This is a genomic window from Photorhabdus laumondii subsp. laumondii, from assembly GCF_003343245.1.
Taxonomy (GTDB): domain Bacteria; phylum Pseudomonadota; class Gammaproteobacteria; order Enterobacterales; family Enterobacteriaceae; genus Photorhabdus; species Photorhabdus laumondii.
The window spans coordinates 3235025-3250589 of sequence record NZ_CP024901.1; the positions used below are offsets into that span (position 1 = coordinate 3235025).

The 15565-nt window shown below is 39.8% G+C and carries 12 protein-coding genes and 1 pseudogene; 8 read left to right on the top strand and 5 right to left on the bottom strand.

Features of this window, described 5'->3' with window-relative positions:
- Positions 1-15: 15 nt before the first annotated feature.
- Positions 16-636 (bottom strand): annotated as a pseudogene (locus PluTT01m_RS14040) (isochorismatase family protein); the annotation flags it as partial.
- A 22-nt stretch (positions 637-658) separates the two neighbouring features.
- Complete coding sequence (locus tag PluTT01m_RS14045) at positions 659-2278, bottom strand: (2,3-dihydroxybenzoyl)adenylate synthase (protein WP_011146950.1); 1620 nt, start codon at positions 2276-2278, stop codon at positions 659-661.
- Positions 2279-2656: 378 nt separating this feature from the next.
- Between PluTT01m_RS14045 and PluTT01m_RS14050 the strand changes: the two genes are divergently transcribed.
- The 8 genes from PluTT01m_RS14050 (at position 2657) to PluTT01m_RS14085 (ending at position 13696) form a co-directional block, all read left to right on the top strand.
- The gene (locus PluTT01m_RS14050; RefSeq protein WP_011146951.1) at positions 2657-3721 is read left to right on the top strand and encodes a radical SAM protein; all 1065 of its coding nucleotides are present in this window, start codon (positions 2657-2659) and stop codon (positions 3719-3721) included.
- A 742-nt stretch (positions 3722-4463) separates the two neighbouring features.
- Positions 4464-5474: a hypothetical protein gene (locus tag PluTT01m_RS14055; protein ID WP_011146952.1), complete on the top strand. Its 1011-nt coding sequence runs from the start codon at positions 4464-4466 to the stop codon at positions 5472-5474.
- Positions 5471-5965, top strand: coding sequence for a hypothetical protein (locus PluTT01m_RS14060; protein ID WP_011146953.1), 495 nt, complete (start codon positions 5471-5473; stop codon positions 5963-5965). Before PluTT01m_RS14055 ends, PluTT01m_RS14060 begins: the two co-directional genes overlap by 4 nt.
- Positions 5966-5982: 17 nt before the next feature.
- A complete protein-coding gene (locus tag PluTT01m_RS14065; protein ID WP_011146954.1) occupies positions 5983-10374 on the top strand; it encodes a condensation domain-containing protein in 4392 nt (1463 codons plus the stop codon).
- Between the two features lie 15 nt (positions 10375-10389).
- On the top strand, positions 10390-11556 hold the full coding sequence (locus tag PluTT01m_RS14070; RefSeq protein WP_202926053.1) for an efflux RND transporter periplasmic adaptor subunit: 1167 nt from the start codon (positions 10390-10392) through the stop codon (positions 11554-11556).
- Positions 11540-12205: an ABC transporter ATP-binding protein gene (locus PluTT01m_RS14075; RefSeq protein WP_011146956.1), complete on the top strand. Its 666-nt coding sequence runs from the start codon at positions 11540-11542 to the stop codon at positions 12203-12205. Before PluTT01m_RS14070 ends, PluTT01m_RS14075 begins: the two co-directional genes overlap by 17 nt.
- 2 nt (positions 12206-12207) lie before the next feature.
- Positions 12208-13431 carry an ABC transporter permease gene (locus PluTT01m_RS14080; protein WP_011146957.1) on the top strand — a complete coding sequence of 408 codons (1224 nt, stop codon included), beginning with the start codon at positions 12208-12210 and terminating at the stop codon, positions 13429-13431.
- A 34-nt stretch (positions 13432-13465) separates the two neighbouring features.
- A complete protein-coding gene (locus tag PluTT01m_RS14085; protein ID WP_011146958.1) occupies positions 13466-13696 on the top strand; it encodes a phosphopantetheine-binding protein in 231 nt (76 codons plus the stop codon).
- 11 nt (positions 13697-13707) lie between these two features.
- Here PluTT01m_RS14085 and PluTT01m_RS14090 read toward each other — a convergent pair whose 3' ends face one another.
- From PluTT01m_RS14090 to PluTT01m_RS14100, 3 genes are all read right to left on the bottom strand, one after another.
- A complete protein-coding gene (locus PluTT01m_RS14090; protein ID WP_011146959.1) occupies positions 13708-14883 on the bottom strand; it encodes an alpha/beta hydrolase in 1176 nt (391 codons plus the stop codon).
- Between the two features lie 107 nt (positions 14884-14990).
- Complete coding sequence (locus tag PluTT01m_RS14095) at positions 14991-15197, bottom strand: hypothetical protein (RefSeq protein WP_011146960.1); 207 nt, start codon at positions 15195-15197, stop codon at positions 14991-14993.
- Positions 15190-15390 carry a hypothetical protein gene (locus PluTT01m_RS14100; protein WP_011146961.1) on the bottom strand — a complete coding sequence of 67 codons (201 nt, stop codon included), beginning with the start codon at positions 15388-15390 and terminating at the stop codon, positions 15190-15192. The genes PluTT01m_RS14095 and PluTT01m_RS14100 overlap by 8 nt, the downstream gene beginning before the upstream one ends.
- Between the last annotated feature and the right edge of the window lie 175 nt (positions 15391-15565).

The following is a 15565-nucleotide window of genomic DNA, read 5'->3' on the forward strand; positions in this document are numbered from 1 at the left end:
GAAATTTACCGATGAAATTATTTCTTTAGTACTCATGACCATTCCTGATTTTTCAGCAACATATTTTAAAGCCATGAGGTGATCTTCCAGCGTAAAATCCGCTATCGCATCACCCACTAAAAAAGGCTTTATATCTCTCATGAATGCGTCAACCGCAGTAATCATACAACCAATATGTCCATACACCCCGCAAATAATTAATTGATCCCGGCCTAAGTCTTTTATATTTTTTTCTAACGAAGAGCGTTGAAATGCACTATAACGCCACTTAACTATCACAATATCATCGTTATTAGGGGCCAAAGCAGGGTTAATATTTTGTAAATGGGGTGATCTATTCAAGCCGGCCCCCCATATATCATTAAGTAATGCGCGTTCTTCATCACTTTGCATTTTAGGTTGTGCTGTATATATAATGGGGATCTCTTTTTCTTTACAAAAGACTCTCAACAAATGGATATTTTCAATTAATTTATTGATTAGAGGGCTATTATCACCGAAAAACTGTAAGAAATAGTCCTGCATATCATGAATAAGTAAAATTGCCCTATGGGGTTCGAATAACCAAGATGCTTTATTGCCTGGAAAATCTTTTGGCTGAGGTAGCATATAATTTTTCAATGATGGAATGGTCATTTTAATACCTTCATGTCATTAATTAATTTTCTAATTTGTCTCGAATGAGTTTTCTTAATAATAATTTATCAATCTTTCCGACGGGTGTAACCGGCATAACATCAATAATCTCGAAACGATCAGGCAATTTATATTCAGCAATCCCCATTCCCCTTAAATATTTCCGCAGTTGCAACGTGTTTATATTCGGATCAGCCACCACAATAAAAGCACAGCTTTTTTCTCCCATCAAAGGATCAGGCATCGAAACCAAAGCGCTATGGATAACATCTTCATGTTTGAGTAGCAAAGATTCAATTTCTTCCGAAGCAATTTTTTCACCACCGCGATTAATTTGATCTTTCTCACGCCCGACAATACATATATAACCCTCTTTCGTCATATAGGCTAAATCACCGGTATAATAAAAACCTTCTTTGTCGAATACCTTCGCATTGTGCGCTGGGCTTTTATAATATCCCCGGAATGTATATGGCCCACGAATGATTAACATCCCCGCTGAACCTGGCGCTTGTATATTGCCGTTATCATCAACGATACGTACCTCATCATCTCCACTCATTGGGCATCCCTGAGTGGTAAATATACGCTCATCATCGTCATTAAGCCGGGTATAACATACCAACCCTTCGGCCATACCAAAAACCTGTTGCAACTTACATGAAAAAAGTTTCGGTATCACTCGCGCCACACTTTCACTTAACTTTGCTCCACCGACTTGTAATAGCCGAAGACTTTCTAGTGAATATTGGTATTTCCTCATCGTCTGAATCCATAACGCAACAGCCGATGGCACCAATGAGGTCATTGTTACTTTATGTTCACGTATAAGTGGAAAGCAGGTCGTAGGCCCAGGATCTGTTGCTAATATAAGACAACCACCAGCATAAAATACGCCAAGCGCCCCCGGAGAACTCAAAGGATAATTATGTTGCGCCGGCAAAGCACAAAGATAACGGGTCTGTTGTGTCAACTCACAAATTTCGACACTGCGCCTCACACTATAATAGTAATCGTCATGCGTCCTTGGAATTAATTTAGGTGTCCCTGTACTCCCGCCTGAAAGTTGAAAAAAAGCGACTTCATCTGAACGTGTCGCCTCAAAATTCAAAGGTAAATTTGTTGACTCTAACCACGATTTTAATTCATTGGTATATTGTATTTTTCGACCATCAACGACGATATTCCTTAACCGTGGGCAATGTATTTTTAATTGCTCCAGGAAATCATTATTCTGTAAAAGTGAATGCTCTGACGAAAGTACAATCAGACTTGGATCAATTTGTTGTGCATAAGCAAGTAACTCTAATTTATTATGGCTAAACAATGCATTAATAGGTACTACCCCCATTTTCAGTAGCGCAAAAAATGTAATATAAAATTCAGCTATATTTGGCAATTGTACGATAGCAGTATCACCTCTCTTTATTCCCGCTAAAGTTAAATTTGAGGCTAATGCAGATGATTGTTGATCAAGTTGATGATAACTAAATTTACGGTTACCACAGATAATAGCTATTGCTTCAGGTTGTCGCTGACATTGTTTATAAAGTATGTCAGTTAAGGGTTTACCCAGCCAATAACCCTTTTCACGATAACGCTCTGCTAACTCAACCGGCCAGGGTGTAAATTCAATAGACATGATTTTATTCCTTACAATAATATTCAATACCTTGAACAATCGTCGATTACTGTTTATACATATTTACTTTATCTCCCATCAGAAATATTTCGACTCTTATTTTGTGAGCTGCTTCTAAATAAATTCATTTCGTAACAAATCATACTTCGAGCAAACGCTCAAAATACAAATTTAATTACCTAATACATTGCAAAATAAAATCATATTGCTAATAGTTAGTAACGTATATGCCCTATGGATTTCAAGATGCATCGCGACGGCAAGGGAGCGAATCCCCGGGAGCATAGAAAACTATGTGACCGGGGTGAGTGAGTGCAGCCAACAAAGAGGCAACTTGAAAGATGACGGGTATCACCTTTAATCCAACAGGGGTAAATTATGCCATGCTTCCCTCCTGGATATTGGGAACAATATCCAAACACCGCCACCGTGATCACAACCTATACTTGCAATGCTGCTTGCAAAGAATGTTGTTTTGAATGTAACCCCTCGGTAAAAGCGCGTTTAAGCCTGGATGAAATTAAACAATTTATTGCACACTCAAAAGCTAATTTTCCAGGGCTAAAGTTAGTTGTTTTCAGTGGTGGGGAGTGTTTCCTGCTAGGTAAAGATCTGATTGAAGCCATTCGCTTTGCCTCAGATCACGGCTTATTAACTCGTTGCGTGACTAACGGTTATTGGGGGAAAAATAGAGAAAAGGCGCAAAAAATCGCTCAAGATTTAATAAATGCGGGCATCACAGAGATGAATATCAGTACAGGGAAAGATCACAGTGAATGGATTCCCCTTGATAGCGTAGTGACAGCGGCAGAAGCATTGGCCGAACAAAATATTACAACACTGATTACAGTAGAACAGGATACCTTTGATTCCGCCATTGCAACGCAAATCACCCAGAATCCCGTTATTAAGCGACTGAAAGAGCAAAACAAGATTAATTTACAGCGAAATACCTGGATGCCGTTTTATGACACCAGCGAAGAACGAAAAGATATTCCAAACCGGGATCAGCAACTGGCAAAAGGGTGCGATCAGGTCTTTGAAAATATTGTACTGACACCACACGGTGAAATTTCCGCTTGCTGTGGGCTGACATTAGAACATATCCCCGAAATGAAACTTGGCCGTTTACAAGGAGGCGATGTATCTCAGCTTTTTAAAGGTCAGGAAGAAGACTTTATGAAAGTCTGGTTAAGAACTGAGGGACCATACAACATCCTAAAAAAATATCGCCCGCAGGATAGCAATATTAATCTGGAAAAAATCGTTCATCCCTGCCAAGCCTGTGCTCATTTGCATAAAGACGAGAGGACACGCCGGAATCTGTTAGATAATTATCACAAAGAAATTATTCCGGTAATAAAGAAATTTAACGCTAAAGAACGGCTGGATCTCATCTACTACTCAGCAGAAAAAAATGCCGTTAACTTAATTGAAGAATGAAAATATAACAGAATCGAATCCATATTTTAACGTTATTACTAACAAATATCGCCAAAATAACTCTTTTTCGGTTAACAAATTTTTATTAAATGGGGAGGTAATCAAGGAAAAGAAATATTTTATTCTTCTTTATGAATATTTTTACTTGTTATTTTGTGATCGGACTCTAAATAAGGATATTTTGTCGAAAAATATATTTAGTCTAAACGCTCAAAATATAAATTTAATCAACTAACCTATTGCAAAATGTCACCATCCAGCTAATAGTTAGTACCATCTAACCTTTAATCGAACGGAGGGTAAATTATTCTATACCCAATGGATTTCAAGATGCATCGCGGCGGCAAGAGAGCGAATCCCCGGGAGCATAGATAACTATGTGACCGGGGTGAGTGAGTGCAGCCAACAAAGAAGCAACTTGAAAGATGACGGGTATATACCCAAATACTGTTATGGTCATCACAATATACACTTACAATTAATATAGCAGGTAAGAAATATCAGTTAGATAATTATTTCATGAAATTATCTCAGTAATGAAGAAGCTTAATAAGGAAAGGTTACATATTATCTTATATATACCCTATGGATGCATCGCGACGGCAAGGGAACGAATCCCCGGGAGCATAGATAACGATGTGACCGGGGTGAGTGAGAGCAGCCAACAAAGAAGCAACTTGAAAGATGACGGGTATAAAGCTCAATAAAAAAAGAATTCCGTTAACTTATAAAGGAACGAATGATGAAAAGACGTACATTTATTGGCGTGGCTGCCGGTGCAGCTATTGGCAGTGTCATACCCACCGTCAATGCTAGCACTGATAGCAACCGCCTGTTTGGCGTGCCACGTTCATTACTCTCTCCGGGAGAGGTTGAAGAAAATAAGCTAAGGTTGTCAATGTCAAACGCCAAACTCCCGGTTGAAGTTTGGGAAGAGATCATCACCTATAACCGATTCTGGGAAACCCTACAACAACAGCCCAATTTAGCATTAGAATACCGGGAGTCACCGGAAAAAGTGTTAGCTGAATTTGGCATAGACAAAGATATCGTTAGCCCCGGTTCCGCAGAGGAATTACTGTTATTCATCACTTATGATAAAGACTTAATGAATGCGGTAAAAATCAACGACTATGAAGCGCTCTTTTCCCGCCTAAAAACCTATGGTTTAAACGAAAGGGGCTCAAGTCTGAGAAGCCGAATCAATCACCATCTCAATCAAGATGCCAGCCTGTTCGCACATTTTAAAGAAAACATCGAATCCTATCAGCTCCAAGATACAAACAGTCCTCCTCTTCTCCGGCTGAAAGAAATTCTGGAACCCTTAAACAGTGAAGATGATACCAGTATTGAAATTGCTCGCCTTGCCGTAGGGGCCAATGTCGTTGCTGCGGTCAACGTGGCTGTCGGCACCCGAGTTGTCGCAGCAGTGAATGCGGCGGCGGCAGTTAACGTAGTAGCCTACTTAAGCCTCGCGGTACAAACAGCGGTGACTGTATGTATGGCAAATTATTTACCCAAACTTGATCATAGCGACCTTTCAGCCGGCACGGCTTCTCTTCATCTTGCCAGACTCTATAACAACCAAGAAATGGTCGATACACTGGTTAAAGAAGCTGTCAGAAGGGAAATCACCGCTTGCCTGTTTGCGGCGCAAAAGTGTGGTTATATCAATCTGCCCGCAACACGTGAAGAACGTAAAGAAGTGATTCATCTCTTTACCGAATTATCTTTAGGAATGGCAGCAGCATGAATAATATCGTGGGATTAAATCCAGACTTCAAAGTCATATTAATGAATGTCGCTATGCTCGTCCTGATCGCTTTAGTTTTTCTGCCTGTGCCATACTGGCTCAGTAACAGCAATCCCAACAAGCTGGCGGCAAGTATTGCGACGACTCTCTTTATCATCATTGCCTTATTTGTAGGCTATCAACTGTTATCAAATAAAGCCGTGGCCAAGGAAGGAAAATTATTGATGAAGTCCGGGGTATATTCACACGAATGGGTTATTTCCTCATTACGCCGGGAAGCAGGCGTTTCCTTGGAAGATTTTAGCCGAAGCAATGGTATACATATTATCCATTATTCGTCTGGATACTATCACAAGGGAAAAAATAAATATTTCATTCTGCGTGTAAGCAAACGCCCTCTGATCTGCTTTAATTCAGAAGGTAATATTGGATTATGCATAGATGAATCTATTTTTGAAAAAATAAAGGGCGAGTTGCAAGATAAAATATAGCGTGGAGCCGCACAATAATGGAATATAATAACAACTATTGGCCGTTGAATTATACACAGCTCCGCTTAGCTATTGCTAATACTGTTGCTGACGATAAGTCTGTCTTCAATGTCGGTGAATTCATCAGCTTCAGTGATAATATTAGTCTGGCAAGATTGAAGCAGGCCATTATTACCATTCATCAATTCAATGATGGTTTTTCCTTACGTTACCGTATTGCCGAACACAATATTTTTCAGGAAAAGAGCTCTACGCCGGTCGACGTTATACCAATAAAACTGTCAGATCCAGCAGTAGAACCAGCGGCAAAAGCGGATTTTGCAAAGAGAACAACTCAACCGCTAGCGCCTGAAAAGGGTGTGACGATAAGGCATTATCTTTACTTTAATGATGTTGGGTGCTGTTTCTGGGGAATCATCGCTCACCATATTGCCACAGATTATTGGGGCATAGGTCAGTTGATTCATGATGTTTTGTCTTGCTATGAACAACAAACATTCCACCCAACATCAGCACCGATCTTTACCTATCAGGCTTATCTTGACGAGGTTAAATATAAAGCAAACGTGCATTATGCTAACAACAAAGAGTATTGGAATAATTACCTCAACCAACTGCCCAAATTAGAGGATTATACCCGTAAACGTCTATTTCCCTCAAAAGCAATTAAAGTAAGCCGGCCGCTCACCGCAAACAACCATAGTTTTACTTTCAATGATAAATTAATGATGATGTTGGCTTTATGTCTGCAAATGAGCAAACGAGGCCGCGTATCAACAAATATCATCAATTTACCTTTCTCTAACCGACGTGATAAAGGAGAATACCGCTATTATCGTCCGGCAATGAACACGTTACCTCTGATGGTTTCTTTGGCCCCACAGGCAACCATAAAACAGATCCTCGTAGCAATGCAGTCGCAAATTAGTCTGCATAGCAAGCATAGCCGTATTGATATAAATGATTTGAATGATGAAGCAATCAATCGGGCAGATCAATTCATTGCCGCCCCCTATGTTAATTTGCTGCATGAGCTTGAACATGATCTTATGAAAGATAATCGCGCTATACGCGGTTGTATGACTTCTGGCGCGGTCAATAATTATGGTATTAACATCCGGTTTTCTCCTGATGGGATATCAGCATTAGTCGAATTGGATGTGGGGAGCCGCCTGTATAGTCATTTTGCCGCCCATACTCTGATCGACGATTATTTACATATTTATAGTACGATTGCAGAAAATATTAATGAAACCGTTGAGGCATATTGGGTGAAATATAAAGAAATTGAACCAACGGATAATATTATATCTAGCCTGGATAACCCCAAAAATATTGTTATTAATCATCCTATCAAAGAGAATATTATTGCCCGAATAGCACAAATCGTTGCAGTATCGCCGGATAAAAAATCAGTCATTCATGGAGATCAAACAGAAATAAACACCGTGCATCGCCTTAATTACGGTGAACTTTACCACAAATTATTCACTTTCAGTCAATTGCTATTATCCTGCCCACTACAAAATCGAAGGGTAGCCGTATTATTACCCAGAGGGATGGATTCCTTATTATCTATATTATCTATCCATACTGCGGGATTATGTTTTGTCCCAATCAATATGACATTTGGTCAAGAAGAGATAAATAACATATTAAATAGTCTGAATATTTCTTTATTAATCACTGCTCGTCATTACCATGAAAAAATAAACGGTGTTAATAATACGCATATTCTCTTTATTGAAGATATAGAAACTCGCCCTTCCGAGATATTTCTGGGGCATGATATAAAACGTCCGGCGACTCAAGAAGACGAAGCCTATATCTTTTTCACATCAGGCACCACAGGTGTACCGAAAGCAGTACCAATAACGTTTAAGGGGCTTTATGCCTATTTGGCTGCAATGACAGAGCAGTATGATATTAAACAAGATGACGTTATTCTCAATTTCAGCACACCCGTTTTCGATGCTTATATTGAAGAAGTGTTCGGATGTTTTTATCAAGGTGCCACATTAGCCATTGCCAACGATAATATGATCGTTGAACTTGAGACACTGTTTTCATTTTGCCATGCACAATCGGTCACTATAGTTAATTTTCCTACCAATTATTGGCATCAAATTGTCTTTTTCCTACATGCAGCCATTAAAGAACTCGCACCTTCGATTAGAATGACAATTATCGGTGGCGATCTGGCAATGGATAAAGCCATTCATCATTGGTTGGAAAAAGTCGGATGTGGTATTTCTCTGATTAACTCTTATGGCCCAACAGAATGTTGCGTTGTGGCTAGCAGTCACAAAATAGCTGATAAATTTCAACCCGGTAATATCATTGGTAAAGCGCTAGCCAATACCAATATCGTTATTCGGGAATATGGAACTAATAAGATCATTAATGGCAGTAATGGAGAAATATGCATCCGTGGCGATTCTATCTGTAGCGGATATATTAACGATAATCAGTCAACTTCACGTAGGTTCTTACAGTTGAACGATGGAGAAATCTATTATTTAACCGGAGACCGTGGATTTTATGATGCCCAAGGGAATTTAAATTTCATTGGCCGTCTGGATAAAGAACATAAAATTGACGGGAAACGTGTCGATCTGGATGAAATGCAAAAATTACTTACGGCGGCGATTAATATTGATGACATTCATTTAGCGATAAAAGAAAATGAAACTGGCTACCAATATATTAATATATTTATACCTGATAGATCATGCTCAATTACACGTCACGAAATCGTCTCATTCTTGCGTGGATGTTATCCAAAATTGCAGGTACCTTTTATTGTCGAATTATCATCATCCAACAATTCTGCTCCAATATCAGAATTGAATAAAGAAGATAATATTTCGCAGATTAAAGGAGAAAAACGAGAAATATTTTTTACTTTATGGCGGGAAGTTTTTGGCGATAGCGACGGCATTGTTGATGAAGAGACTAATTTCTTTGATGCCGGCGGTACTTCGCTTAAGGCATTATTATTAATAAACAAGATCCAGCAACGTTTTAATTGTTCTATTCACCTGGAAGATTTCTATCACACCCCTAGATTAGGTTATCTATTACAATCTGTCATTCAACAAGGGCAAATACCGGTTTTAATCGATAAAAATAGTTCTTGCCTGACAGAACAACACGACCAATATTATTGGATTATCGATACTATCTCTAATCGTTCCGGCGCTCATAATATCCCGCTATATTATCATCTGATCGGCGAGATTGATTTAAAGAAATTACGTTACGCTTTGCTGTATATCATGCAATATTTCCCTGCTCTCTGCCAAAGAGTCACCATAATAGATGGGCAGCTCTCTTTAACCTTCTCGCCTGCTATTGAAGAGAACCTGCCTTTCGAATATATTGATTTAACTCATGCTACCGGCATTAATATTGAAATTTCATTCCGCAAAATCTTAAATGATATGGCATTTAAGCCGATGGCGTTACAGGATAATCCACCGGTATATTTTAAGTTATTAAAAATAGCAGAACATGAGCACTACCTTTTATTAAATTTCCATCATGCGTTTTGTGACGGGATGTCGATTGCTCATGTGTTGCAAAAATTATCTTCCGCTTACGCAGATAATGTACCGAAGATTGAAGCTGCGACGGAAACAGGCATTAATGTCATTAATCAGCGCATGTCAGACGAAACATTAAATTTTTGGACAGAAAAATTATTCAACGTCCTTTCGGTTGTCGGACAGAATAATGAGTCATCGGAAACTCATCTTAGGGCCCGAGGCCGACGTTATTCAATGCCGTTGTCTCCACAATTAATGGCCGAACTATCCAGCACGCAGAAAAAATATGCGGTGACTCTGGAACATATTATGATTGGCGCATTTCTGATGACCATTAATTCATTACTCAATAAAGATGAGATTATCGTCGGTATTCCTTGTGCCAACCGAGCTCCTCCCATATCGTTTGACAGTGTTGGTAGCTTCGCAACCACACTACTGCTGCCCTACGTTACTGCGGAAACTTCGCTGATTAACCTATCCATATATGTCCGCGAATTTCTGGCCGACGCGAATACTCATTCCAATATCTCACTGGCCTATTTAAAACAACATCTTCATCACCATCACGGTATGCAATTGCCAGAAGTCACTTATTATTTTTCTTCTCAAATAGGGTTTGAAACCGGTTTATATCTTGGTGAAACCCGTTGCACCAAAGAAAAAATCAAGGGGCTTAAGCCTAAAGGAGATATTGCGCTCGAACTGATCAATTTGCCAACTGGAATAGGTCTGGAATGGCTCTACGATGATGATATTTTCTCTGAAGATATCATCAGCGACATGGGGCTGTTTTTGATTGATTTATTGGATTGCATAGGCACTCAGCATAACTTGATGCCTGGTGATACGGAACGATAACAAATCGTAAAATGGATGCTGATTGTGCTGGTCAAAAAAAAGAAATGGGTTGTTATCACCATCATCATGATCGCTTTTCTTGCCGTGGCTTATAACCACTTTAGCCAAAAAGAGACATCTACGGTGATGACAGAACAAATCGTCACCGGAACGTTAGGTGATGTTATTACTACGGTCAATGCTGCCGGTATTGTACAACCAACCAGTCAAGTCAATGTTGGTAGCCAAATTTCAGGCCAGTTAACCAAGTTATATGTTGAAGTCGGGGATATTGTTGAAACAGGTAAGCTGGTCGCTAGCATTGATGATACTTTTTATCGTACTAAAGTTGAGGCAAGCCGAGCGCGACTAGAAAAATTGCGAGCCATGTTGCAAGAAGAACAATACGCTTATCAACTTCTGGTCATCACGGAAAAACGCCAAAGAGAGCTTAACCTGCGTTCCGCAACCAGCCAGCAACTGCTGGATGAGGCTGCTTTTGGCGTCAAAAAAAGTCAGGCAAGAATTGAAAGTCTCAAAGCAGACATCAGGCAAAATGAACATATTTTGCACAGTGAAGAAGTCAGCCTCAGTTATAGCCAAATCTATTCGCCTATTGCTGGCGTCGTGACCGCAATTCATGTTGACCCCGGGCAAACACTAAATGTCAATCAACAGACACCGGTTCTCATGCAAATTGCCGACCTCAAAAATATGACGGTTTATGCAAAGGTTTCCGAAGCAGATATTAACCAAATCGTGACGGGGCAAAAAGCTTCCTTCAAGATCTATAGTACAAATCAGCATATATGGCACGGTAATGTTAAGAAGATTATGTATAAACCCGATCTCATTAATAATGCTGTTTATTATACTGTGCTATTTGATGTCCCTAATGATAATTTCCTGCTTAAACCCAGTATGAGTGCGGATGTCACTATTGTGACCCACGAAAGCACCGGAGTAGTGACTATACCCAGTGATATACTGAATAATAAACGGCATCAACCTTTGAACGATGATCTAACTACCTATTTTTTACGTGAGATGAAAGATGGAAACATCGTAGTAAGACAATTATTGATCGGTCATAACAATGGAAGGCGTTCAGTCGTTGTCAGCGGATTGCAGAGTAACGAGCAGATCGTTGTACTTTCCAAACAAGATAATCTTGGGAAGATCCAAAATGATAACGCTAAATAATATCTGCAAAACCTATGGTAATGAGGGTAAACAACATCTTGTCCTGAAAGATATTTGCTTAACCATAGACCAAAATGATTATGTTGCTATTCTTGGTCGCTCCGGTTCAGGGAAAAGTACCTTATTGAATATAATAGGACTTTTGGATATCGCCAGTGCGGGAGAATATCTTATTAATGATCTCACGGTAACTCAGCAAAAGATTCACTCATTGGCGCTTTTACGGCGAAAATATTTTGGCTTTGTCTTTCAAAATTATAACCTGCTGGAAAACTACCGCATTGATGAAAATATCTTGATGCCCATGTACTACTTAAAAAGAAACTTCGATTATGACAGAGAACATTTCCGTTACTTAATCGATCGTCTCCAACTTGACAATTTATTAGATAAATACCCGCGCCATCTATCAGGAGGAGAACAGCAGCGCGTTGCTGTCGCTCGCGCTTTGATCAACAATCCAAAGTTTATTATTGCCGATGAACCTACCGGCGCATTAGATACCACTAATGCGACCAACCTCATGCAACTTTTTACTGAGTTACATCATAATGGATGCGGCATCATTCTAGTAACACATGACCAAGTTGTTGCCGAATATGCCAAACGCCGACTATATCTGGACAGTGGTTCTTTGGTGGCTCAATGAGCATGAGTAAAATAACTTTAAAATTTAATATTTATTCAACCGTCATCCTATTTAATCTCAAGATGACGGTACGCTCTCTTGCCGCCCATAAAACACGAGTCTTCCTGACGCTATTATGCATTGCCATCGGCGTAGCTTCGATTGTGATCATGCAAGCAATCGGCGAAGAAACCAAGCATCATATTGTTAAGATGGTCTCCTCAATGGGAAGTAATATCATTTCAGTAAAATATAAGGGACAAGAAAACGGCGCTTTCGATTCCCATCATGATTATCTGACACAAGAGGATATAACGTCACTTTCAGGTAATCCCCATATTAGCCACAGCACTCTATTTTATACTGCGCCAGGAACAATCGTTTCTCCACAAGGCTCTGCTGATGTTCAATTAATTGGTGCCAATGCAGATATCGCGATTATCCGTAATCTGGTGATTGATCGTGGACGTTTTTACACACCACAAGACAATACTGCCCTAGCAAATGTCGTTGTCTTGGGAGCATCTCTGGCCGAGAGACTTTTTCCGCAAAAAGAAACCGCATTTGGGCAGAGCATCAAGATTAACGACATCTCGATGCAAGTTATCGGTATCCTGACACAGAAAGGCGAAGGTATGGACGCAGGGGTAGATGATGCCGCATTTTTGCCAAGCAACAGCTATCTGGTACGGCTGTTCGGTCATACGCCGCCTAGTGGCATGGTGTTGAAAGCCAAAGATGCCTCTCATATTGAACCGGTTAAATACGCTATTGAACAACGGTTGTCACGGTTTAAACATCAACAAAGTTACGAGATACGTAATACCACCGAATTGTTGAAAACCTTGCATGAAACCCAATCAAAAATTAACCTTTTCCTCTTATCAATATCATCAGTGACTCTCTTTGTTGCGGGTGTCAGTGTCATGAATACCATTCTCATTAGTGTTAGAGAACGTAGAAGAGAGATTGGTATACGGCTTGCCGTAGGAGCCAGTTATTCCGACATTTTTTACCAGTTTCTTACCGAAGCATTTTTGATTTCATTATTGGGAACATTATTAGGATTGTTATTTTCATTTATCGGTTTCAGAATTTTATTACTATTTGATATTACGGTTGGCTTCTCTTTCTATTCCTTTTTACTCGCTTCCCTTGCAGCCTGCTTTATTACCGTCGTGTTTGGTGTATATCCATCACATCGTGCAGCTGCATCAGCGCCAATCGAAGGTATCAGAGAATTGTAGTTTGTTTTGTTTCATAAAACTTTTTGGAGGCACAATGAAAAATCAGCTTATCTATGAAATTTTACATCGAGAAATCAAAGCGCTTCATCCAGAAGCAGAGACAATACCGGAGGATGAAAACCTTTTTGATATCGGTTTCGATTCGGTAAAAATGCTGATGCTGGTTGATCGGCTAAATGATGTGGGGTATCCAATTAACTTTGCAGATTTAGCCCGCTGGCCGACAATCAATGATTGGGTCAAGCTGCTCGCAAAAAATGAATAGCGCTGCCTATTTCATGACGAATGGTGGATGATCCATGCAGTCAAATCTGCAATTACCTGCGCCGGGATCTGACCTGGGTGCAGATAATCCTCTCCACCATCGCACCCCATTGTGGGCAATAAAATATGATTCAATCCAGTGTAGAGTTTGAACTCTGCCTGCCTATTATTTTGCAGTGCAGTTTTCCACATCGTGAAATCAACATTATGCAAAATCTGGCAATCCTGATCTCCCTGAGCAAAAAATAACGGCATGGCAGGCAAGCTGTTTAAGCAGTCAAATGCATGATAATTCTCAATCTGTTTGAGATAACTATCCGGCACTGATAAAAAGCTCGCAAGAGATATCGTATCTTGCTCTTTCCCACTGGGTAATTGGGATAAAATCACCCGGAGTAAATTACGGAAAGGCGCCGCCAACATCGCAATACCCGTAACATTTAAACCCGATTTTTGCTGTAAGTTCTCTGCAATTAATGGGCTGACATATCCGCCGAAACTGTGCCCAACCAGAAATACTGGCACATCGTGAAATTCAATATGTCCCATTAAACCGGTCAGTATATTACAAGCATCGTCAACAATTTCCGTATTGAGATCGACAACCTCAGGGTCCATATTTCTCTGCCGGATACGGTAATAGCGTTTGTCAAAACGTACACTCGCAATTCCATATTGACTTAATTCATGTGCCAGCATACGAAACAGTGAATTAGGCCCAACATCATAATCCATCGAATGAGGACCAGAACCTGCAAGCAATAGTACAAGTGCTTTGGCATCATTATGTGGTGATGGCAAACAGACCAAACCATCCGGGACATCTCTAAGACCAAACGTCTTTAACGTTTTTTCGATAAAAATACCCTGTTTTGCATACGCATCAGGTATTGGGCATCGAGATAACGAGAGAGAATTAATTTGCCGATCTTTAATCCCAATATAAAGATTGAACTTTCCATTGAGAGTATTTAGCCGCAGATGACAAGCACCTTGCTGCTGATAAATAATATCGATATCTGAGTTACACAAACTGTCTGCCAATACAGTTAAAGCTAAATCATCAGCCGCCATACGCAATGATTCATTCATTAATTCCCTAGCGGCTTCCCATTGCTCATTAAGCAATGTGGTTATTAATATCTGTATTTCACCTTCCAATGTGGCAATTAATTTCTTAATAAGCATGTAATTACTCAACTTCCTACGGCCACAATCGTGATGTATGCACTAAAGCTAAAATCCAGACAGTTCTCATAAACCAGTCGATGGCACCTGAGGTGTCCAAATTACGTTCACTTACGAGCCTTAAACTGTTCTCTTCGAGCCGCAAAAATCGCTTTTACGTCGCTATGTTCAACACCATTACCCTCTTTTACAGATTGGCGTGCGATATCAACCTTTTCCTGAAGGAAAGCACGATATTTATGACGCTGGACATATTCACACATCAGTTCACAGGCTGGGCGATATTCTGCTGCCTCAAGACGAGAATTAGACATTCAAAAAACCATTCCCCTGCTCATGGATGAGTCGTTCAATCAGCTGACGCTCTTGAAGTCCAAGCTTATCTTCTTCGATATATTTCCAATTGCGTTCGTAAAATGCAAGCGCATCACGATCAGTTAACTCAATATCCTCAGCCAAATACCAAGCATAATTTTTCATTTGTGGATAATCAGCGATTTTTACCATAACAACCTCTCTTTTCATATTTACAATATAACAGAGTGAACGACCAACTCAACCCTATTGCAAATATACACATATTCACCGCAATAGCAGCCACGAAGTAATCATGCAGATCTGATTCAAGTTTCATACTATAAATAGTTTACTTACTCATAATCCCCTTTCACCAGATATGGAA